Raw genomic sequence first — 19,963 nt, 5'->3', positions numbered from 1 at the left:
ACTATGTTTTTTTCAAATATAAGTATTGCAGAGAAGTATAATTACCTGGAAGAGAAATTTACCTGTGCCTATAAGTGGCTGGCAGAAACAGATATCAATGCACTGCCTGCAGGAAGCTATCCTATTATGGGTGATACAGTAGTAGCCAACATTCAGGAATATACTACAATTCCGGCAGATACAGGTTTTTTTGAAACCCATGAAAAATACTTTGATATTCAGTATGTTGCAAAGGGAAAAGAGCAGTTCGGTATCTGCAAGAGAGATGGCCTTAAAGTAAAGGAACGCATTGAGGAAAATGATCTGATCTTCTATGAGGAGCCGGAGTTAAGCGGAACCGTTCTTTTGGAAGAGGGAGATATGATCATCGTTGCTCCTGAAGATGCTCATAAACCAAGATGCCAGGCTGGCGGGCCATGCTTTGTTAAAAAGGTTGTCGTAAAAGTCGCACTTTAATAATGGAGGAGAAAAATGAAAGGAATTAAACTGGAAGAGCCCAGAAATGTAGATTGTGTAGAGCTGGAAAAGCCTGTTCCGGGACCGGGCGAGGCGCTGATCCGTATTGTTACAGCTGGTATTTGCGGAAGTGATATAGGTGCTTTCCGCGGAACCAATACACTGGTATCCTACCCAAGGATCATTGGACATGAGCTGGCTGGTATCGTAGAGGAAATTCCGGCAGATAATCCTAAGGGATTAAAACCAGGCGATAAAGTTATTGTTGATCCATACATTTACTGCGGAGAGTGCTATCCATGCTCTATCGGACGTACAAACTGCTGTACAAGCCTTAAGGTTTTGGGTGTACATATTGACGGCGGCATGGCAGAGTATTTTTGCCATCCGGCAGATATGCTGGTAAAGATGCCGGAAGATATGGATTGGACAGATGCTGCAATGGCAGAACCTCTTACTATTTCTCTTCACGGAATCCACAGAGGCGGATTAAAGGCAGGGGAGTACTGCGCGATCATCGGAGCAGGACCTATTGGTCTGCTGGCAGGTATGATCGCACAGGCTTACGGTGCACATGCAATTCTTCTGGATCTTGTTCAGGAGCGTCTGGATTTTGCAAAGGAGCTGGGTATTGAGTATGTAATCAATTCCGGAGAAGAAGATGCGGCTGCAAGAGTCAGTGAAATTACAGGCGGAATGATGGCTCAGCAGGTTATGGAGTGCAGCGGATCCAATGCAGCAATTCGCTCCAGCCTTGATCTTGTCAGCAACGCAGGAAGAATTACTCTTACCGGCTGGCCTCCAAGAGAGACCTCAATTCCTACCGATATCATAACGCGTAAGGAAATTGATATTCGCGGAGCACGTACAAGTGCAGGAGAATTTGAAGAGGCGATCGAGCTGATTTACACAAAGAAGGTAGATGTGGCTAAGATTTTAACCAAGACTATTTCTCTGGATGAGGCACCGGAGACGATTCGGGATATTGAAAAGAATCCGGGTAACTACATGAAGGTAGTTGTAAAAGTAGATAAAACCGTATAAAACAGAAACGGGCGTGTGAGAAAACGTAAGTTTTTCACACGCCCGTTTTATTACAGCGTAAAGTAATCAGGATAACGTTTGGTCAGCTCTGCTTTTTCTACTTGAAACCGTGTCAAGTGGCGGGTGATAAGCATTTCCGCCAATTCAGAATCTTTTTGACGGATGGCATACAGAATATTCTGATGGTCTTTTACTACCCGCGCATCCTGCCAGGATTTTAAAGACAGAATACGGAGACGGTCAAAATGGATCATCTGGGAATAGATAATGTCAAAGGTTCTGGATTTTCCTACAGATTCAAAAAGAAGCTGATGAAAATGATTGTCAAGCTCCAGCTGGACTGAGAAATCCTGTGTATTGGACAGAGAAGATTCCTGTCGGAGATTTTTCTCTAACAGCTCCATATAATAGGATGAGATTCCCTGTTCGCATGCAAGCTTCACAATTGCTGTCTCAAGTACGAGACGCATAAAACGAGATTCTTCAATCAATCCATAATCGATTTTGGAAATAAAACTGCCCCGTTTGGGAAGAATATCTACAAGATCCATGCGGGAAAGCTCGATAAGAGCTTCCCGCACAGGGGTTCGGGATATGTTCATGACAGAAGATACTTCGTTTTCGCTGACGGAACTTCCCGGAGGCAGTTCCAGGGCAGTGATGTTGTAGAGAAGTACGCGTATAGCGTAGGAACGAGCCTTTTCAGAAGGCTGCCGTTCTAAAATTTTCATGATGTATCCCTTCTTTAAATGTGATAATTAGAAATCAAAGGTAAGGGCAATCTTGCGGATGGAAGGATCATGGCTGTCATTAAAGTCAAAGGCTTCCTGAGCGCGGATCAGAGGGAAGGTATGTGACACAGTACCGTTCAGATCAAGCTTTCCTTCGTTGATCAGTTCAATTGCTTTGCCGAACATATGATTCTGAAGTCTGGAACCGCGGACATCCAGTTCCTTGGAGGTGATCAGGAACTGATTTACCTCGGTAGGAGCTACTGAAAAGCCCATGGTAATTACTCTTCCGGCATTTCCAGTTGCCTTTAAAAGAGTAATGAGGGAATCCTTGGTGCAGGCAGAGTCGATGGAAACGGTGCTTCCATGGCCTTCTGTATATTCTTTTATTTTTTCTGTAAGATCCTCTTTCAGCGGATTGATGGTGTATTTAGCACCGTTCTGTCTGGCAAGTTCCAGCTTGTCATCCATGATATCAGCTACGATGATATGGTCGCAGAGAAGACGGGCTACCTTTAAGATCGTGCTGCCCAGTGCTCCGGATCCATAGATCAGAAGCATATCATCTTTTTCCAGCTGAGCCCGTGTACAGGACTGGATCCCGATGGTAGTAGGCTCGATCATAATGGCGTCCGTATCAGAAAGGGAATCGGGTAAAACATAGCAGTCGCTTTCAGGAACAGCTATAAATTCGCGGTAGCCTCCGTCAATATGCACGCCACGGATAGCAAGATTATCGCATACATTTCAGCGTCCTTTGCGGCAGGGATAGCAGTGGCCGCAGCTGGTTACCTGATTGATGATTACACGGTCTCCTACTTTCAGATTTTTGACATTTGATCCAACCTGGTCAACACGGCCTACCATCTCGTGTCCGATGATACGTGGATAGGTTGCTGCAGCATTTGTACCATGGTAGATACCCATGTCAGAACCGCAGATGCCGGCAGCGGTCATTTTTACAAGAACATTGTTTTTTTCGTCAATAACAGGCTTTTCAATGTCGATTACTCTCAGGTCTTCAGGCTTTACGATTTGTACAGCTTTCATTAACACACACTCTCCTTTTGAAATATAGCAGGTTTTATTAAACAACTTACATACTACCTATACTAAAACCCTATGGGACAAAAGTCAATATAAGAGAGGCATAAAAAATAATATGTACAGAATTAATAAACTAAAAGGTTAATTTTTATAAAAAATTACATATTGAACAAATTGAAATTTTATACTACCATACAAGTAAGAGCGTTATCAGGCCCAAAATGATGAAGCAACAAAATTTAACATATGGAGGTAGAACATTATGAACATGACATTACGTTGGTATGGACCAGGCTATGACAGTGTAACTCTGGAGCAGATCCGCCAGATTCCGGGAGTAAAGGGAGTTATCACAACTCTTATGGGAAAGATGCCTGGAGAGGTATGGGAAGAGGCAGAGATCGCAGAGTTAAAGAAGACTGTTGAGGATGCAGGCCTGTCTATTATGGGTATCGAGTCCGTGAACGTTTCCGATGATATTAAGATCGGAACTGAAAAGCGTGACGAGCATATTAAGAACTATATTACAACCCTTGAGAACCTGGGAAAAGCAGGCATTCACATGGTATGCTACAACTTTATGCCTGTATTTGACTGGACCCGTTCTGATCTTGCAAGAAAGAGACCGGATGGCTCTACAGTTCTCGCATATAATCAGGACGTAATTGATCAGATCGATCCTGAGCATATGAGAGAGTCTATTGAAAAGATGTCCAATGGCTTTGTGATGCCAGGCTGGGAGCCAGAGCGTCTTGAAAAGCTGAAAGCATTATTTGATGCATATAAAGATGTAGATTCAGAGAAACTGTTCAACAATCTGGTATACTTCCTGGAGGCAATCGGCCCTGTATGTGAGAAATACGATATCCATATGGGTATTCATCAGGATGATCCCGCATGGCCTATTTTCGGACTTCCAAGAATCGTGAGAAATAAGGAAACCATTGAGCGTCTGTTAAAGGCAGTAGACAAGCCATACAACGGCTTAACTCTGTGTACAGGTTCCCTGGGTTCCAATCCTGAAAATGATATCTGTGAGATTATCCGTATGGCAAAGGGCAGAATCCCATTTGCCCATGTAAGAAATGTAAAGTATAACAGCGACAGAGATTTCGAGGAGGCTGCTCACCTGTCCTCTGACGGCTCTAAGGATATGTATGAGATCATGAAGACCTTATACGACACCGGATTTGACGGCTGCATCCGTCCTGACCACGGAAGAATGATCTGGGGCGAAGTTGCTATGCCGGGATATGGTCTGTATGACAGAGCGCTGGGAGCCTGCTATCTTCAGGGTCTTTGGGAAGCAATTGACAAGAACGCAAAGAGGGGTTAAGAATGAAATTAACATTAAACGGCTTAAAAGAAAAAGAACAGTGGGAGAAAGCGGGAGTCGCTCTTCCTGCATATGACATTGCAGCAGTTGCAGAAGAAACAAAGAAGTCTCCGGTCTGGGTTCATTTTGGAGCCGGAAATATCTTCCGTATCTTTATCGGCGGCATTGCAGATACTTTAATTGCAAATGGCGAAGCTTCAAAGGGAATTACCTGTGTTGAAACTTTCGATTTTGATGTTGTTGACAAGATTTATGCACCCTATGACAATCTGGTTCTGGCCGTTACCTTAAAGGCTGACGGTTCAACTGATAAGAGAGTGCTGGGCTCTCTGACAGAGGCAATCAAGGCACAGTCTAATGACGCATCCCAGTGGAACCGTCTGAAGGAAATTTTTGTAAATCCTGGCCTGCAGATGATTTCATTTACCATTACAGAGAAGGGATATGCTTTAAAGGGAGCAGATGGCTCTTATTTCCCGTTTATTCAGGCAGATATTGACAATGGACCAGACAAAGCCGGTTCTGCTATGGCAGTTGTATGTGCTCTGCTTTATGAGCGCTATAAGGCAGGAAAGTATCCTCTGGCAGTAGTTTCCATGGATAACTGCTCTCATAATGGCGAGAAGCTTCAGAGCTCCATCGTAACTATGGCAAAAGAGTGGAGCAAGAAGGGCTTTGTAGAAGAAGAGTTTGTGGCTTATATCACAGATGAGGCACAGGTTTCCTTCCCATGGTCTATGATTGATAAGATTACCCCAAGACCTGCTGATTCTGTATGCCAGGAGCTGGAAAAGGCCGGAATTGAGGATATGGCTCCGGTTATTACTTCCAAGAAGACCTATATTGCACCTTTTGTTAATGCAGAGGGACCTCAGTATCTGGTAATCGAGGACAAATTCCCCAACGGAAGACCTGCACTTGAAAAGGCCGGCGTATATATGACAGACCGCGATACAGTAAATAAGGTAGAGCGCATGAAGGTAACAACCTGTCTGAATCCGCTCCATACTGCTCTTGCCGTTTACGGCTGTGTACTGGGATATGATCTGATTGCAGATGAGATGAAGGATGAGCAGCTGAATAAGCTTGTACATCAGATTGGTCCTGTAGAGGGTATGCCGGTTGTTACGGATCCAGGCATCCTTTCTCCTGTAGATTTTGTAAATGAAGTAATTCAGGTAAGAATCCCTAATCCATTTATGCCTGACACACCTCAGCGTATCGCAACTGATACATCCCAGAAGGTTGGTATCCGTTATGGTGAGACCATCAAGTCTTATGTAGCACAGTATGGCGATGCGAAGAAACTGACTGCAATTCCGCTGGCAATCGCAGGCTGGTGCCGTTACCTTCTGGCAGTCGATGATGAAGGCAAGGCATTTGAGCTGTCTGCAGATCCTATGGTTCCTGAGCTGACAAAGCAGCTGGAGGGAATTGTGGTAGGAAAGCCGGAGACCTATACCGGCCAGTTAAAGAGCATTTTATCAAATGCAAATATTTTCGGAATTGATCTTTATGAAGCAGGTATCGGAGAGCGGATCGAAGAGATGTTCTTAGAAGAAATTGCAGGCCCGGGAGCTGTCAGAAACGTTCTGAAGAAGTATCTGGCATAGTTTAAGGTTAATAAAAACAGTCGGAAAGCCGGTACAGGCCGCCAATAAGCGCGGCCTGTACCGGCTTTTGCCATATGAAAAGGCTATACATCAAAATTAACTTATGTTATACTGGTTAAAGCATAAAAAGCAACCAAAGGGGGTATGGCAGATGCTGGTTTTTAAGGATATTCTGGGACATGAGCAGATCAAGGAGCATTTTAAAAATGCAGTGGAAACAGGCAAGGTCTCTCATGCGTATATACTCAGCGGCGAAGCGGGAATGGGGCGAAAATCCCTTGCAAATGCCTTTGCACTGAGCCTTTTGTGTGAAAAGGGAAAGCCGGAGCCCTGTATGCAGTGTCATGCCTGCAGACAGGTGCTTTCGGGTAATCACCCGGATCTGATTTATGTGACTCATGAAAAGCCAGCTAGTATTGGCGTAGATGAGATCCGGGAGCAGATTAATAATACCATTATGATCCGGCCCTACAGCAGCTATTATAAGATCTACATCGTAGATGAAGCGGAAAAAATGACGGTTCAGGCTCAGAATGCCCTTCTTAAGACTATTGAAGAGCCGCCCTCTTATGCGGTAATTCTGCTTCTTACCACGAATCAGGACGCCTTTCTTCCCACTATTCTTTCCAGATGTGTGCAGTTGAAGTTAAAGCCCCTGCGTGATTCGGTGGTAAAAGAATATCTGATCCAGTCGCTGAAGGTGGAAGAAGCACAGGCTGAGATCTATGCTGCATTTGCCAGGGGAAATCTGGGAAAGGCGATTCATCTGGCAGATTCGGAGGATTTTAAGATTATGTATGAGGAAATTCTTCATCTCTTAAAGCATCTGAAGGATATGGATATCTCTGAGCTGTTAAATTATATCCGTAAATTAAAGGATGATAATCTGGATCTTCATGACTGCCTGGATTTTATGCAGATGTGGTACAGGGATATTCTGATGTATAAGACAACTAAGGACATTAACCTTTTGATCTTTAAGGATGAATTTTCTACTGTAAAGCAGGTTGCGGCTTTAAGCGGATATGAGGGTCTGGAACGGATACTGGCAGCCATTGACAAGGCCAGAGTACGTCTGGATGCCAATGTAAATATGGAGCTTGTGATGGAACTGATGCTCCTTACCATGAAAGAGAATTGAGAGTAAGCGTAAATACAGGAGGAATGATGTTGACAGTTATCGGCGTTCGTTTTCGGACTGCGGGCAAAATCTACTATTTTGACCCTGCGGGCCGTGATATAAAGACCGGCGATCATGTGATCGTTGAAACAGCCAGAGGGATTGAGTACGGCTATGTAGTGCTTGGAAACCGTGAGGTGGAGGAAGGAAAGGTTGTGCCTCCGTTAAAACCGGTGATCCGGATGGCTACCGATGAGGACCGGGCAGTGGAAACCCGGAACAAGGAAAAGGAAAAAGAGGCATTTAAGATCTGTCAGGAAAAGATCCGCAAGCACAAGCTGGATATGAAGCTGATTGATGCGGAATATACCTTTGATAATAATAAGGTGCTGTTTTACTTTACAGCAGACGGAAGGATTGATTTCAGAGAACTTGTAAAGGATCTTGCAAGCGTATTTAAGACAAGGATTGAGCTGCGCCAGGTAGGCGTGAGGGATGAAACAAAGATCATGGGCGGAATCGGAATCTGCGGAAGGCCCCTGTGCTGCCATTCTTATCTGTCCGAGTTTATTCCGGTGTCCATCAAGATGGCAAAGGAACAGAATCTTTCCTTAAATCCCACCAAGATTTCCGGCGTCTGCGGCCGCCTTATGTGCTGCCTGAAAAATGAGGAAGAGACATACGAGGTATTAAACAGCAGGCTCCCGGCCATTGGAGACTATGTGACAACGGCAGACGGCTTAAAGGGAGAGGTACACAGCGTCAATGTACTGCGTCAGCTTGTAAAGGTTGTGGTAGTGGTTGACCGGGACGAGAAGGAAATCCGCGAGTACAAGGTAGAGGAGCTGAAGTTTAAGCCCAGAAAGAAAAAGGGCAAAAACGGGGAGCGGCCGTCTAAAGACAGCGCAAATACGGATACAGAGCTGAAAAAACTGGAAGCACTGGAGAAAAAGGAAGGAAAGTCAAAGCTCAATGATAAATAAGGAGCATACCTGGACTGAAACAGGCGGGATCCGTCTGCGGGATGACGAGCGGATTGATGATCTGCAGAGGAATCATTATGGAATTATCCAGAGAAAAGGCGCATTCTGTTTTGGAATGGATGCGGTGCTTCTTTCTGGCTTTGCGGCGGTAAAGAAGGGGGAACGGGCTTTGGACCTGGGAACGGGAACAGGAATCATTCCTATTCTTTTAAGCGCCAAAACAGAGGGAGAACATTTCACAGGACTGGAAATCCAGGAGGAATCCGCTGATATGGCCCGCAGAAGCGTGTCATACAACCATCTGGAGGAACGGGTGGATATTGTAACAGGTGATATAAAGGAGGCCGGGACGCTCTTTGCCCGGGCTTCTTTTGATGTGGTGACCAGCAATCCGCCCTATATGAATGACGCTCACGGCATCAAGAACCCTGGAGATGCCAAGGCCATTGCCCGCCATGAGGTGCTGTGTACCCTGGAGGATGTGGTGCGGGAGGGAACCTGCCTGCTGCGTCCTGGGGGACGTTTTTACATGGTGCACAGGCCAAGACGGCTGATTGAGATCATTCAAACCATGAAAAAACACGGTCTGGAGCCCAAACGGATGAAGTTTGTCCACCCGTACAGGGACAGAGAGGCCAATATGGTGCTGATTGAGGCAGTCCGCGGAGGCGGCGCTCTCTTAAAGGCAGAAGCGCCGGTGATCGTGTTTGACGAAAACGGAGAATATTCCGAAGAAATACGGACTACCTACGGATACTGAAAGGAGCTGTGATCATGGCAGGAATTTTATATTTGTGTGCAACGCCTATTGGAAATCTGGAGGATATCACCTACCGGGTTGTGCGGACGCTGGAAGAGGCGGATCTGATCGCGGCAGAGGATACCCGCCACAGCATTAAGCTGTTAAACCATCTGGGGATAAAGACACCTATGACCAGCTATCACGAATACAATAAGGTAGACAAGGCAAAATATCTGGTGGAAAAGCTGAAGGAAGGGGTAAATATTGCCCTGATTACCGATGCGGGAACACCGGGTATTTCCGATCCGGGAGAAGAGCTGGTACGCCAGTGCTATGAGGCCGGGATTGCAGTGACCTCCCTTCCGGGACCTGCTGCCTGTATTACGGCTCTTACCATGTCGGGGCTTCCCACCCGCCGTTTCTGCTTTGAGGCTTTTCTGCCTGCGGAAAAGAGCGACAAAAAGGAGCGCCAGAGGATTTTGGAAGAACTGAAAAATGAAACCAGGACCATTATCCTGTATGAAGCGCCCCACCATTTAAAGAGTACCCTTAAGGATTTGTACGAGGCAATGGGAGACAGGGATATCACCATCTGCCGAGAGCTGACAAAGCGGTTTGAAAGTGCCTGGAGAACGTCATTTACGGAGGCTTTGGCCGTATATGAGGAGGAAGAACCTAAGGGTGAGTGCGTAATCGTTATCCGGGGGCGTTCTGTTCAGGAAATTCAGGAAGAAGTAAGGCAGTCCTGGGAAGCCCTGACGCTGGAAGAGCATATGGAGCATTATCTGGCTCAGGGGATGGATAAAAAAGAGGCCATGAAGGCGGTTGCAAAGGACCGGGGGATATCGAAAAGGGACGTGTATCAGGGATTGCTGTAACCGGAAGCTCGGCTGTCTGAGGATGATATAAAGATGAGCAGAGAAATGATTTTCAGTGAAAATGAGTATGACCGGATGAATTATCTTATGACAGCGATTATGGATGCAGGAGAACTGCTTGCCATGCACGGTGCAGAGGTAAGCCGGGTAGAGGATACGATTACCAGACTGTGCAAGGCATACGGCTTTGTGCGGGCAGATGTATTTACCATTACGTCCAGTATCATTGTCACAGCCATGCTTTCAGATGGAAGGACCATGACCCAGACAAGGCGCATCCGGACGAGAACCACAGATCTTGAAAAAGTGGCAAAGGTAAATGAGTTGTCCCGCAGAATCTGCGCCGATCCGGCAGGACTGAATGAACTGAAGGCAGGACTGGACGCGATAAAAAACGGAAAAAGGATTTCCGTAAGCCTGGAGCTGGCAATGCATATGATGATTGCTTCCTCCCTGTCAGTCTTTTTCGGAGGTACTCTGATGGACGGCATAGCGGCAGCTCTTTCAGGCGCCATTTTGTATGCTACCCTTCACGGAAGTGCAGTTTTAAGGCTGAATACCATTATTCAGAATATGTTCTGCAGTGCAGTAACAGCAATATCGGTACTTCTTTTGGTAAGGGCGGGAATCGGTGTGCAGCCGGATAAAATTATGATTGGCGATATTATGCTGGTAATCCCCGGACTTCAGCTGACCAACTCTCTGAGAGATATGATAAACGGAGATATGATCAGTGGGCTGCTGAATATGAGTGAGGCGCTTTTAAAAGCAGTTGCAGTAGCCATAGGCTTTGCCGGTGTTATCATTTTGGGAGGGGCAATATGAGCTTTTCGGTAATTCAGACCATTATGGGAATGATCGGTTCCGTTGGTTTTGCAGTCCTTTTTGGCGTCCGGGGCAGAAAGCTGGCTGTGATCGCCCTTGGAAGCGGCGCCGGCTGGGCGGTATACCTTGTATGCAGGGCGATGGGATGCAGTATATTTACCGGTCTTCTGGCAGCCAGCCTTTTTGTGGCGGCCTTAAGTGAGGTTCTTGCCAGAATGCTGCGCACGCCGGTCATTCTTTTGCTTGTGCCCATGCTGATTCCGGAGGTTCCGGGAGAAGCCCTTTACTATACCATGTATTATCTGGTGCAGGGATATCAGGAAGAATTTGGAACTTACTCAGGGCTGGTGCTCACAGAGGCAGGAGCCATTGCTCTGGGGATCATACTTGCTTCCCATATGGCAAGATTTTTTATAAGCCTGAAGAGTCATTTGCGAAGCAGGGGAAATAAAAAAAGAGAATCGAACAGGAGGATTTAGAATTTATGAAATACGTATATGCGTCACGCAGTGGAAATGTAGAGGAACTGGTTCACGTTCTTGGATTAGAGGCGATGAAGATAAAGGATGGTACGGAAACCATGGATCAGGACTTCATTCTTTTTACCTATACGGATGGCAGAGGCGTTGTGCCGCCTGTTGTGACAGCGTTCTTAAAAGAGAATCATTCTTATTTAAAGGGCGTGATCGTATCCGGAAATATGCAGCGTCACGGTGATACCTTCTGTGGAGCGGGCAGGATCATTTCAGAAATGTATGGTGTTCCTGTGATCGCTCAGGTAGATGGAGTGGGAGACTCCTACGACCATAGGGCGATCCGGGGGAAGCTTTCCCTGTAATTAACAAAATATCCCCCTGCATATCGCATTCAGCGTGCACAGGGGGATATTTTTATATAGTTTTGAAAGACTGCCGCTTTCTGTCAGGCTTCTGATACATTCAGCCCGGCCAGCTTCGCCAGAGCTAAAATGGAGCTTCGGGAAACTTTCTTTCCCTCGTATTCCAGCAGATCTTCGGTGCTGCCGGTAAAGATATCTGCGCTTTCCGCTTTTTTAAGGATAATACAGTCATCCTGAACGGTTATCTCAAGTCCATCTTTGACATCCAGGTCAAGACTTCTCCTTAATTCAATAGGGAGCGTGATTCTGCCCAGCTCATCCAGCTTGCGGATTACTCCTGTGGTTTTCATCATATGACCTCCTCGCTTTACAGGTATAATTTATAGACTTCTATGATTTTAAAGTAACAAAATACAGAAATAAAGTCAATAAATGGAAAAGTGTAAATTGGTAAATTGTGGTATAATATAGTAAATTTTCGGAATATTCTTTTTGAAGAAATGGGGTAAAATGCGACGATTTAAGGTATGTCATTGGAGAAAATTGCTTGACAAAAAACACGCAATCCTGTAGTATTACTTTGAGATTCAAAGTATTTTGGCAAAGGAAGGTACAGCCCTCAGGCAGCGGAGGTTTTGAACCGCTCATTCAGGGCCGGGTAAATAAAAATGACAACCAGAATAATAGGAACCGGCTCGTATGTGCCGGAGCAGATCGTGACAAACGATGATCTGTCAAAGATCGTTGACACAAATGATGAGTGGATCCGTAGCCGTACAGGCATAGGGGAAAGACGGATCGCCACAGAGGACAGTACATCTGATATGGCGGCAAAAGCGGCAGCCAGAGCCATTGAGCAGGCCGGAATTGCTCCGGAGGAGATTGACCTGATTCTCTTAGCTACTTCATCACCGGATTCCTGCTTTCCCAATGGGGCCTGTGAGGTACAGGCAAAGATCGGAGCCATTCATGCGGCCTGCTACGATATCAGCGCAGCCTGCACCGGCTTTGTTTTTGCCCTCAGTACAGCCCACGCCTTTATTTCCTCCGGAATATACCGGACTGCCCTTGTGATCGGAGCAGATGTGCTCAGTAAGCTGGTTGACTGGACAGACCGCGGAACCTGCGTCTTGTTCGGAGACGGAGCAGGTGCAGCTGTGGTAAGCGCAGACGAGACAGGCGTTCTGGGATTAAATATGCATTCAAACGGTGCAAAGGGTGAAGTGCTTACCTGCGGCTCCCGTTCCAATGGAAACTTCCTTCTGGGAAGAAAACCGGAGCTTGGATATATGGCTATGGACGGACAGGAGGTCTTTAAGTTCGCGGTAAAGAAGGTTCCGGAGTGCATCAGCCAGGTACTGGAGGACACGGGATATATTACCGGCGATATTGACCATTTCATTATCCATCAGGCCAATTACAGAATTATCGAATCCATTGCAAAACGCCTGAAGGTTGATATCGAAAAGTTCCCTGTGAATATGGAACATTATGGAAATACGTCCGGAGCTTCTGTTCCTATCCTTTTAGACGAGCTGAACCAGGCAGGTAAGTTAAAGCGCGGAGAGCGGATTGTATTATCAGGATTTGGAGCAGGTCTTACCTGGGGAGCTCTGCTTTTGGAGTGGTAAGACGGTAAAAAATCACCAAAATGCTTAAAAAAAGATAAAAAATGTAAAGCCCTGTAAAAAGGGCATGGACATTTCGTGAATATAATGGTAAATATTTAAATTGTAATATAAAACTTATATGTCAGAAGGAGACAAAGATTATGTTAGAGAAGATGAAAGAAATTATTGCAGAGCAGTTAAGTGTAGACGCTGAGTCCGTAACAGAGGCTTCCTCTTTTAAGGAAGATCTGGGCGCTGATTCCCTGGATCTCTTTGAGCTGGTAATGGCTTTAGAGGATGAGTATTCTGTAGAGATCCCGGCAGAGGAGTTAGAGAAGATGTCTACAGTTGGCGATGTTATGGAGTACTTAAAGAACCACGGCGTAGAGGCATAAGATCCTCAAGGTCAGAGTGTAAAATTGCATAAGCAAATGAGAGGGACGGCGTGTGGATGGATTGAAGTACGCTGTTTCCTCTATTGGAAGGAAGACAATGAAAACAAGAATTACAGAAATGTTAGGAATTGAATACCCCATTATCCAGGGCGGTATGGCCTGGGTGGCAGAGCATAACCTGGCAGCAGGCGTGTCCGCAGCAGGCGGCCTGGGGCTGATCGGCGGGGCAAACGCACCGGGAGAGGTGGTTCGTGAGGAAATCCGCAAGGCAAGAGCGCTCACAGACCGCCCTATCGGCGTTAATGTAATGCTTTTAAGTCCTCATGCAGATGACGTGGCAAGAGTTGTAGTGGAGGAAGGCATTAAGGTAGTCACCACCGGAGCCGGAAATCCTGAGAAATATATGCAGATGTGGAAGGAAGCAGGCGTTAAGGTAATCCCAGTGGTAGCTTCTGTGGCACTGGCCCGCCGTATGGAAAAATATGGGGCTGATGCAGTAATCGCAGAGGGAACAGAGTCCGGCGGCCACATCGGTGAGGAGACTACCATGACCCTGGTTCCCCAGGTAGTGGATGCAGTTTCCATCCCTGTCATTGCGGCAGGCGGTATTGGAGACGGAAGAGGCATTGCCGCGGCATTTATGCTGGGAGCAGAGGCGGTTCAGATGGGAACCCGCTTTGTAGTGGCAAAGGAATCGACCGTACATGAAAACTACAAGCAGCGCATCATCAAGGCAAAGGATATTGACTCCGTAGTAACCGGAAGAACCCACGGCCATCCCGTAAGAGGTCTGAGAAATCAGATGACAAGAGAGTATACAAAGTTAGAGCAGGAAGGAAAGTCCTTTGAGGAGCTGGAGTACCTGACGTTAGGAGCTTTGCGCAAGGCCGTACAGGAAGGCGATGTAATGAACGGTACTGTAATGGCAGGCCAGATCGCCGGAATGATCTCCAAAGAGCAGACCTGTAAGGAAATGATCGACGAGATGATGGAGCAGGCAAAGAAACTTTTAAACAGGGAGTAAAAAATGAGCAGGATCGCATTTATTTTCCCAGGTCAGGGCGCACAGACCTGCGGTATGGGAAAGGATTTTTATGAGCAGACAGAGACTGGAAGAAAGGTATTTGACAGAGCCTCAGATCTTTTAGGCTTTTCTGTTCCCGAGCTGTGCTTTGAGCCTAATGACCGTCTGGATATTACCGAATATACCCAGGCAGCTATGGTGACAACCAGTATTGCCATGATGAAGGTGCTGGAGAAAAGAGGGATCCATCCGGATGTGGCGGCAGGCTTAAGCCTGGGAGAATACTGCGCTCTGGCAGCAGCAGGCGTGATGAGCGAGGATGACGCCATCCGCACAGTGCGCCAGAGAGGAATCCTGATGCAGGAGGAGGTTCCGGCAGGAGAAGGCGCTATGGCGGCTGTTCTGGCATTGGATGCCTCTGTGATCGAGGAAATCACTTCTTCTATGGAAGGCGTATGGATTGCCAACTACAACTGTCCGGGCCAGATCGTTATTTCTGGTAAGAAGGCTGCGGTAGAGGAGGCCTGCGAGCGCTTAAAGGCAGCAGGAGCCAAGAGAGCCATTTTACTGAATGTAAGCGGTCCCTTTCACTCCGGTATGCTCACAGGAGCCGGAGAAAAGCTGGGAGAGGTACTTTCAGGAGTAGAGGTAAATGCTCCCAGGATCCCGTATGTTGCCAACGTAACCGCAGAGTATGTGACAGAGGCAGCTCCGGTAAAGGAGCTTCTGACCCGTCAGGTATCTTCTTCTGTAAAATGGCAGCAGAGCGTAGAGGCTATGCTGGCAGATGGCGTGGATACCTTTATCGAGATTGGACCGGGACGTACGCTGACTGGCTTTATGCGTAAGATCAACCGCAGTGTAAAGAGCCTGAATGTAGAAAAATTAGAAGATATTGACAAAGTAATCGAAGCTTTAAAGGAGAACTAGATATGCTGGAAGGAAAGATCGCACTGGTAACGGGCGCAAGCCGCGGAATTGGCCGCCAGATTGCAAAGACACTGGCTGCAAAAGGCGCTACAGTAATTGTAAATTATAACGGCTCTGCTGCAAAGGCAGAGGAAGCAGTACAGGAGATCCGGGAGGCCGGAGGCATCGCGGAAGCAGTGCAGTGCAATGTTTCCGATTTTAACAGCAGCAAGGAGATGCTGGACGGGATCGTGGCAAAGTACGGCCGTCTTGATATCCTTGTAAATAACGCGGGCATCACAAGGGACAATCTGGTGATGAAGATGTCCGAGGAGGACTTTGACGCAGTGATCCAGACCAACTTAAAAGGTGTATTTAACTGCATTCATCATATCTCCCGTCAGATGTTAAAGCAGAGATCCGGAAGGATCATCAATATCTCATCCGTATCCGGCGTTCTTGGAAATGCAGGACAGGCCAATTACTGTGCTGCAAAGGCAGGTGTGATCGGAATTACAAAAAGTGTGGCAAGAGAGATGGCAAGCCGCGGGATTACCGTAAATGCTATTGCTCCAGGCTTTATCCGCACAGAGATGACGGATGTGTTAAAGGATGACATTAAAAAAGCTCTGATGGAGCAGATTCCCATGAAGAACTTCGGGGAAGTAGAAGATATTGCCAATACAGTCGCATTCCTGGCATCTGAGGACGCCAGATATATCACAGGCCAGGTCATCAGCGTAGACGGCGGAATGGCTATGTAATTCAAACCGGAAAGAGAAGGAGCGGATCATATGAAGACAAGAGTAGTAGTAACAGGTATGGGAGCCATCACGCCCATCGGAAATGATGTGGAGAGCTTCTGGCAGGCCTTAAAGGATAAGACACTGGGCATTGGCCCCATTACCTATTTTGACACGGCAGATTTTAAATGCAAGCTAGCGGCTGAGGTAAAGGATTTTGACGCTAAGGCGTACATGGATCCAAAGACTGCCCGCCGTATGGAGCCATTTTCCCAGTTTGCGGTAGCTGCGGCAAAGCAGGCCTTAGACCAGTCCGGCATTGACATGGAAAAGGAGGATCCCTTCCGTGTGGGCGTCAGCGTAGGTTCCGGTATCGGTTCCCTCCAGGCCATGGAGCGCAGCGAGAAGAAGCTTCTGGAAAAAGGCCCCAGCCGTGTAGAACCTCTGTTAGTTCCTCTGATGATCTGCAATATGGCTGCCGGAAATGTAGCCATCCAGTTTGGGCTTAAGGGCAAATGCATCAATGTGGTAACTGCCTGTGCAACGGGTACCCACTCCATCGGAGAAGCCTTCCGTGCCATCCAGTACGGAGAGGCAGACGTGATGGTAGCAGGAGGAACCGAGGCCAGCATTACTCCCATCGGCATTGCAGGCTTTACCTCCCTGACTGCGTTAAATACAACAGACGATCCAAAACGCGCTTCCATTCCTTTTGATAAGGACAGAAACGGCTTTGTAATGGGCGAAGGCGCCGGCGTTGTTGTATTAGAGTCTTTAAAGCATGCAAAAGCCAGAGGCGCAAATATCTTGGCAGAGGTAGTGGGCTACGGCGCAACCTGTGACGCATACCACATCACCTCCCCTGCTGAGGACGGAAGCGGCGCTGCAAAGGCCATGGAATTTGCCATGAAGGACGCAGAGATCATGCCGGAGCAGGTAGATTATATCAATGCTCACGGCACCAGCACTCATCATAATGACCTCTTTGAGACAAAGGCCATCCGTCTGGCACTGGGCGATCAGGCAGAGAAGGTGAAGATTAATTCTACCAAGTCTATGATCGGTCATCTTCTGGGAGCAGCAGGCGGCGTAGAGTTCATTACCTGTGTAAAATCCATTCAGGACGGTTATGTTCATGCTACTCTTGGTCTTGAGGAGCCGGGCGAGGGCTGCGATCTGGATTACACTCAGGGTGACGGCGTAGAAATGAATGTAAATTATGCTATCAGCAACTCACTGGGCTTTGGCGGACACAATGCCAGCCTGATCGTAAAGAAATTTACAGAGTAAGGAACAGGAGGACATGAACATGAATATCGACGAGATCCTTACACTGGTTCAGGCGGTGTCTGATTCCAGTTTAACCAGCTTTAAGCTGGAGCAGGGAGATACGGTTATTTCCCTGAGAAAAGAAAAGGAAGAGGCAAAGATTGTGACCGTAGGCGCTCCCGCAGCCCCGGCTGTATTTGCGGCCTCCGCCCCGGCCCACGTTCTTCCGGCTCCCGAGACAGTGGCCGCCTCTGGCGTACAGGTTCCGGCAGGTGTGCCCGCAGGACAGACATCAGCTCCGGCAGAGGCGAAGGATGCAGGAACGGACATTGGTTCTGATAAAGTAATCACTTCTCCGTTAGTAGGTACTTTCTATAGCTCCTCTTCCCCGGATGCAGAGCCTTATGTTAAAGCAGGCGATACCGTGAAAAAGGGACAGATCCTCGGCATCATCGAAGCAATGAAGCTGATGAATGAAATTGAGAGCGAATATGACGGCGTAGTAGAGGCAGTTCTTGTAAACAACGAGGATGTGGTAGAGTACGGCCAGCCTCTGTTCCGCATTAAATAAAGCATACATCAGGAGGATTACGATATGTTAATGGGTATTAAAGAGATTCAGGAAATCATTCCCCACCGCCATCCATTCCTGCTGGTGGACTGCATTGAGGAGCTGGAGCCCGGCGTCAGAGCCGTAGGCTACAAGGCCATCACCTATGATGAGTCCTTCTTCAGAGGCCATTTCCCACAGGAGCCCGTTATGCCGGGAGTTTTGATGGTAGAAGCTCTGGCTCAGACTGGCGCAGTGGCTATCCTGTCTCAGGAAGGCTTTAAGGGAAAGACCGCTTATTTCGGCGGAATTGACAAGCTGAAATTCAAGCACAAGGTAGTTCCGGGAGACCGTCTGCGCTTAGAGTGCGAGATCATCCGCCAGAAGGGCCCGGTAGGCATCGGAAAGGCCACAGCTACGGTAGACGGAAAGGTAGCTGTTACCGGAGAGCTGACCTTTATGATCGGCTGATAGGGAGAAATAGAATGTTTAACAAGATTTTGATTGCAAACAGAGGTGAGATCGCAGTCCGCATCATCCGCGCCTGCCGTGAGATGGGGATTCAGACGGTAGCTGTGTACTCTGAGGCAGACAGAGACTGCCTTCACACTCTTTTAGCAGACGAAGCCATCTGTATTGGCCCGGCTCCATCTACTCAAAGCTATCTGAACATGGAGCGGATCCTGTCGGCAACTGTAGCCATGAAGGCAGACGCCATTCATCCGGGCTTTGGCTTCCTGTCTGAAAATGCCCGTTTTGCAGAGCTGTGCAGCAAGTGTAATATTACTTTTATCGGCCCCTCCGCAGAGATCATCAACCGGATGGGAAATAAATCCGAGGCAAGAAAGACCATGATCGAGGCCGGAGTTCCGGTGGTTCCCGGAAGCAAGGAGGCTGTATACACAGCAGAAGACGGACTTGTCATGGCAAAGGAAATAGGTTTTCCTGTGATGATCAAGGCATCCTCCGGCGGCGGCGGAAAGGGAATGCGCATTTCCAGAAGCGAAGAGGATTTTACAGAGTTCTTCAATGCTGCCCAGCTGGAGTCTGTAAAGGGCTTTTCCGATGATACTATGTACATTGAAAAATATATTGAAAAGCCCCGCCATGTGGAATTCCAGATTATGGCAGATAAGTTTGGAAATGTGATTCATCTGGGAGAGAGAGACTGCTCCATTCAGAGACGCCACCAGAAGGTTTTAGAGGAAGCACCCTGCAGCGTCATTTCTCCGGAGCTTCGCAGACAGATGGGTGAGACAGCTGTACGGGCTGCAAAGTCTGTTGGCTATGAAAATGCGGGAACCATAGAATTCCTTTTGGATAAGGACAAGAATTTCTATTTTATGGAAATGAACACCCGTATCCAGGTGGAGCATCCTGTAACAGAGATGGTATCCGGCCTTGATCTGATCAAGGAGCAGATCCGCGTTGCAGCGGGAGAACCCTTAAGCGTGACTCAGGATCAGGTAGAGATCCGCGGCCATGCCATTGAGTGCCGTATCAATGCAGAGAACCCCCAGAAGCATTTCATGCCCTGTCCGGGACGGATCCAGACCGTACATCTTCCGGGAGGAAACGGCGTCCGGGTGGATACCCATATTTACAGCGACTACAAGGTTCCGGCAAACTATGATTCCATGCTTATGAAGCTGATCGTATACGATAAAGACCGTGAAGCTGCTATTGCCAAGATGCAGAGCGCCCTTGGCGAGGTGATCATCGAGGGAATTGAGACGAATATCAACTTCCAGTATGAAATTCTGGAAAATGAAGCGTTCCGAAGCGGTGATACAGATACGGGATTTATCGAGAAATATTTTCCGGAGTATGTAAAATAATCAGAGATTAGA

The 19,963-nt window shown here is 47.4% G+C and carries 24 protein-coding genes; 20 read left to right on the top strand and 4 right to left on the bottom strand.

Annotation, left to right across the window (positions count from 1 at the left end):
• The first annotated feature begins 3 nt into the window (after positions 1–3).
• On the top strand, positions 4–456 hold the full coding sequence (locus ACZM6M_RS12770; protein ID WP_066543071.1) for a NanQ anomerase/TabA/YiaL family protein: 453 nt from the start codon (positions 4–6) through the stop codon (positions 454–456).
• Between the two features lie 15 nt (positions 457–471).
• The gene (locus ACZM6M_RS12765) at positions 472–1,500 is read left to right on the top strand and encodes a zinc-binding alcohol dehydrogenase family protein (protein WP_066543070.1); all 1,029 of its coding nucleotides are present in this window, start codon (positions 472–474) and stop codon (positions 1,498–1,500) included.
• Positions 1,501–1,550: 50 nt separating this feature from the next.
• Here the strand turns inward: ACZM6M_RS12765 and ACZM6M_RS12760 are convergent, their stop codons facing one another.
• From ACZM6M_RS12760 to ACZM6M_RS12750, 3 genes are read right to left on the bottom strand one after another with little or no spacing between them, the layout of a single operon-like run.
• Complete coding sequence (locus ACZM6M_RS12760) at positions 1,551–2,231, bottom strand: GntR family transcriptional regulator (protein ID WP_066543067.1); 681 nt, start codon at positions 2,229–2,231, stop codon at positions 1,551–1,553.
• Between the two features lie 27 nt (positions 2,232–2,258).
• Complete coding sequence (locus ACZM6M_RS12755; protein ID WP_484074117.1) at positions 2,259–2,948, bottom strand: zinc-binding dehydrogenase; 690 nt, start codon at positions 2,946–2,948, stop codon at positions 2,259–2,261.
• A gap of 30 nt (positions 2,949–2,978) precedes the next feature.
• The gene (locus ACZM6M_RS12750; protein ID WP_484074116.1) at positions 2,979–3,281 is read right to left on the bottom strand and encodes an alcohol dehydrogenase catalytic domain-containing protein; all 303 of its coding nucleotides are present in this window, start codon (positions 3,279–3,281) and stop codon (positions 2,979–2,981) included.
• Positions 3,282–3,540: 259 nt separating this feature from the next.
• Between ACZM6M_RS12750 and uxuA the strand changes: the two genes are divergently transcribed.
• The 9 genes from uxuA (at position 3,541) to ACZM6M_RS12705 (ending at position 11,613) form a co-directional block, all read left to right on the top strand.
• On the top strand, positions 3,541–4,614 hold the full coding sequence (uxuA, locus tag ACZM6M_RS12745; RefSeq protein WP_066543063.1) for a mannonate dehydratase: 1,074 nt from the start codon (positions 3,541–3,543) through the stop codon (positions 4,612–4,614).
• Positions 4,615–4,616: 2 nt separating this feature from the next.
• A complete protein-coding gene (locus ACZM6M_RS12740; protein ID WP_337433468.1) occupies positions 4,617–6,227 on the top strand; it encodes a mannitol dehydrogenase family protein in 1,611 nt (536 codons plus the stop codon).
• Between the two features lie 151 nt (positions 6,228–6,378).
• The gene (holB, locus tag ACZM6M_RS12735; protein WP_066543061.1) at positions 6,379–7,368 is read left to right on the top strand and encodes a DNA polymerase III subunit delta'; all 990 of its coding nucleotides are present in this window, start codon (positions 6,379–6,381) and stop codon (positions 7,366–7,368) included.
• A 26-nt stretch (positions 7,369–7,394) separates the two neighbouring features.
• Entirely contained in the window at positions 7,395–8,330 is a 936-nt protein-coding gene (locus tag ACZM6M_RS12730; RefSeq protein ID WP_317438443.1) for a PSP1 domain-containing protein, read from the top strand.
• A complete protein-coding gene (locus ACZM6M_RS12725) occupies positions 8,320–9,090 on the top strand; it encodes a tRNA1(Val) (adenine(37)-N6)-methyltransferase (protein ID WP_066543054.1) in 771 nt (256 codons plus the stop codon). Before ACZM6M_RS12730 ends, ACZM6M_RS12725 begins: the two co-directional genes overlap by 11 nt.
• A 14-nt stretch (positions 9,091–9,104) precedes the next feature.
• Positions 9,105–9,950, top strand: coding sequence for a 16S rRNA (cytidine(1402)-2'-O)-methyltransferase (gene rsmI / locus ACZM6M_RS12720; RefSeq protein ID WP_296037555.1), 846 nt, complete (start codon positions 9,105–9,107; stop codon positions 9,948–9,950).
• 33 nt (positions 9,951–9,983) lie between these two features.
• Positions 9,984–10,775, top strand: coding sequence for a threonine/serine exporter family protein (locus tag ACZM6M_RS12715; RefSeq protein WP_417045382.1), 792 nt, complete (start codon positions 9,984–9,986; stop codon positions 10,773–10,775).
• Positions 10,772–11,254 carry a threonine/serine exporter family protein gene (locus ACZM6M_RS12710; RefSeq protein ID WP_066543046.1) on the top strand — a complete coding sequence of 161 codons (483 nt, stop codon included), beginning with the start codon at positions 10,772–10,774 and terminating at the stop codon, positions 11,252–11,254. Before ACZM6M_RS12715 ends, ACZM6M_RS12710 begins: the two co-directional genes overlap by 4 nt.
• Before the next feature lie 5 nt (positions 11,255–11,259).
• Entirely contained in the window at positions 11,260–11,613 is a 354-nt protein-coding gene (locus tag ACZM6M_RS12705; RefSeq protein ID WP_066543044.1) for a class Ib ribonucleoside-diphosphate reductase assembly flavoprotein NrdI, read from the top strand.
• Positions 11,614–11,696: 83 nt separating this feature from the next.
• On the opposite strand, the gene ACZM6M_RS12700 is transcribed toward ACZM6M_RS12705, so the two are convergent.
• Positions 11,697–11,963, bottom strand: a complete 267-nt coding sequence (locus tag ACZM6M_RS12700; RefSeq protein WP_066543042.1) for an AbrB/MazE/SpoVT family DNA-binding domain-containing protein — start codon at positions 11,961–11,963, stop codon at positions 11,697–11,699.
• A 318-nt stretch (positions 11,964–12,281) separates the two neighbouring features.
• On the opposite strand from ACZM6M_RS12700, the gene ACZM6M_RS12695 reads away from it, so the two are divergent.
• The 9 genes from ACZM6M_RS12695 to ACZM6M_RS12655 all read left to right on the top strand — a co-directional run bounded on the left by ACZM6M_RS12695 (position 12,282) and on the right by ACZM6M_RS12655 (position 19,951).
• Positions 12,282–13,244, top strand: a complete 963-nt coding sequence (locus ACZM6M_RS12695) for a beta-ketoacyl-ACP synthase III (RefSeq protein ID WP_337433470.1) — start codon at positions 12,282–12,284, stop codon at positions 13,242–13,244.
• Between the two features lie 140 nt (positions 13,245–13,384).
• On the top strand, positions 13,385–13,618 hold the full coding sequence (acpP, locus tag ACZM6M_RS12690) for an acyl carrier protein (protein WP_066543036.1): 234 nt from the start codon (positions 13,385–13,387) through the stop codon (positions 13,616–13,618).
• Between the two features lie 97 nt (positions 13,619–13,715).
• Positions 13,716–14,642 (top strand): enoyl-[acyl-carrier-protein] reductase FabK, encoded by a 927-nt coding sequence (gene fabK, locus ACZM6M_RS12685; protein ID WP_066543034.1) that lies wholly within the window; start codon positions 13,716–13,718, stop codon positions 14,640–14,642.
• Positions 14,643–14,645: 3 nt separating this feature from the next.
• Complete coding sequence (fabD, locus tag ACZM6M_RS12680) at positions 14,646–15,572, top strand: ACP S-malonyltransferase (protein WP_337933655.1); 927 nt, start codon at positions 14,646–14,648, stop codon at positions 15,570–15,572.
• A gap of 2 nt (positions 15,573–15,574) precedes the next feature.
• Complete coding sequence (fabG, locus tag ACZM6M_RS12675) at positions 15,575–16,315, top strand: 3-oxoacyl-[acyl-carrier-protein] reductase (RefSeq protein WP_337433471.1); 741 nt, start codon at positions 15,575–15,577, stop codon at positions 16,313–16,315.
• Between the two features lie 30 nt (positions 16,316–16,345).
• The gene (gene fabF / locus ACZM6M_RS12670; RefSeq protein ID WP_337433472.1) at positions 16,346–17,584 is read left to right on the top strand and encodes a beta-ketoacyl-ACP synthase II; all 1,239 of its coding nucleotides are present in this window, start codon (positions 16,346–16,348) and stop codon (positions 17,582–17,584) included.
• Between the two features lie 19 nt (positions 17,585–17,603).
• Entirely contained in the window at positions 17,604–18,134 is a 531-nt protein-coding gene (gene accB / locus ACZM6M_RS12665; protein WP_296037572.1) for an acetyl-CoA carboxylase biotin carboxyl carrier protein, read from the top strand.
• A 24-nt stretch (positions 18,135–18,158) separates the two neighbouring features.
• Positions 18,159–18,584: a 3-hydroxyacyl-ACP dehydratase FabZ gene (gene fabZ / locus ACZM6M_RS12660; protein ID WP_066543024.1), complete on the top strand. Its 426-nt coding sequence runs from the start codon at positions 18,159–18,161 to the stop codon at positions 18,582–18,584.
• Between the two features lie 14 nt (positions 18,585–18,598).
• On the top strand, positions 18,599–19,951 hold the full coding sequence (locus ACZM6M_RS12655) for an acetyl-CoA carboxylase biotin carboxylase subunit (protein WP_489490461.1): 1,353 nt from the start codon (positions 18,599–18,601) through the stop codon (positions 19,949–19,951).
• Positions 19,952–19,963 lie beyond the last annotated feature (12 nt).

This window comes from Enterocloster sp., from assembly GCF_057861365.1.
This window is presented reverse-complemented; position numbering and strand designations above follow the sequence as displayed.

What these genes read in the sequence shown, in the direction of transcription:
- ACZM6M_RS12705 (WP_066543044.1), top strand. Translation starts at nt 11,260, where the DNA reads ATGAAATACGTATATGCGTCACGCAGTGGAAATGTAGAGGAACTGGTT.
- fabF (WP_337433472.1), top strand. Translation starts at nt 16,346, where the DNA reads ATGAAGACAAGAGTAGTAGTAACAGGTATGGGAGCCATCACGCCCATC.
- ACZM6M_RS12715 (WP_417045382.1), top strand. Translation starts at nt 9,984, where the DNA reads ATGAGCAGAGAAATGATTTTCAGTGAAAATGAGTATGACCGGATGAAT.
- rsmI (WP_296037555.1), top strand. Translation starts at nt 9,105, where the DNA reads ATGGCAGGAATTTTATATTTGTGTGCAACGCCTATTGGAAATCTGGAG.
- fabG (WP_337433471.1), top strand. Translation starts at nt 15,575, where the DNA reads ATGCTGGAAGGAAAGATCGCACTGGTAACGGGCGCAAGCCGCGGAATT.
- ACZM6M_RS12695 (WP_337433470.1), top strand. Translation starts at nt 12,282, where the DNA reads ATGACAACCAGAATAATAGGAACCGGCTCGTATGTGCCGGAGCAGATC.
- acpP (WP_066543036.1), top strand. Translation starts at nt 13,385, where the DNA reads ATGTTAGAGAAGATGAAAGAAATTATTGCAGAGCAGTTAAGTGTAGAC.
- ACZM6M_RS12740 (WP_337433468.1), top strand. Translation starts at nt 4,617, where the DNA reads ATGAAATTAACATTAAACGGCTTAAAAGAAAAAGAACAGTGGGAGAAA.
- ACZM6M_RS12710 (WP_066543046.1), top strand. Translation starts at nt 10,772, where the DNA reads ATGAGCTTTTCGGTAATTCAGACCATTATGGGAATGATCGGTTCCGTT.
- ACZM6M_RS12655 (WP_489490461.1), top strand. Translation starts at nt 18,599, where the DNA reads ATGTTTAACAAGATTTTGATTGCAAACAGAGGTGAGATCGCAGTCCGC.
- fabD (WP_337933655.1), top strand. Translation starts at nt 14,646, where the DNA reads ATGAGCAGGATCGCATTTATTTTCCCAGGTCAGGGCGCACAGACCTGC.
- ACZM6M_RS12750 (WP_484074116.1), bottom strand. Translation starts at nt 3,281, where the DNA reads ATGAAAGCTGTACAAATCGTAAAGCCTGAAGACCTGAGAGTAATCGAC.
- fabZ (WP_066543024.1), top strand. Translation starts at nt 18,159, where the DNA reads ATGTTAATGGGTATTAAAGAGATTCAGGAAATCATTCCCCACCGCCAT.
- holB (WP_066543061.1), top strand. Translation starts at nt 6,379, where the DNA reads ATGCTGGTTTTTAAGGATATTCTGGGACATGAGCAGATCAAGGAGCAT.
- ACZM6M_RS12700 (WP_066543042.1), bottom strand. Translation starts at nt 11,963, where the DNA reads ATGAAAACCACAGGAGTAATCCGCAAGCTGGATGAGCTGGGCAGAATC.
- ACZM6M_RS12770 (WP_066543071.1), top strand. Translation starts at nt 4, where the DNA reads ATGTTTTTTTCAAATATAAGTATTGCAGAGAAGTATAATTACCTGGAA.
- fabK (WP_066543034.1), top strand. Translation starts at nt 13,716, where the DNA reads ATGAAAACAAGAATTACAGAAATGTTAGGAATTGAATACCCCATTATC.
- ACZM6M_RS12725 (WP_066543054.1), top strand. Translation starts at nt 8,320, where the DNA reads ATGATAAATAAGGAGCATACCTGGACTGAAACAGGCGGGATCCGTCTG.
- ACZM6M_RS12730 (WP_317438443.1), top strand. Translation starts at nt 7,395, where the DNA reads ATGTTGACAGTTATCGGCGTTCGTTTTCGGACTGCGGGCAAAATCTAC.
- uxuA (WP_066543063.1), top strand. Translation starts at nt 3,541, where the DNA reads ATGAACATGACATTACGTTGGTATGGACCAGGCTATGACAGTGTAACT.
- accB (WP_296037572.1), top strand. Translation starts at nt 17,604, where the DNA reads ATGAATATCGACGAGATCCTTACACTGGTTCAGGCGGTGTCTGATTCC.
- ACZM6M_RS12765 (WP_066543070.1), top strand. Translation starts at nt 472, where the DNA reads ATGAAAGGAATTAAACTGGAAGAGCCCAGAAATGTAGATTGTGTAGAG.
- ACZM6M_RS12760 (WP_066543067.1), bottom strand. Translation starts at nt 2,231, where the DNA reads ATGAAAATTTTAGAACGGCAGCCTTCTGAAAAGGCTCGTTCCTACGCT.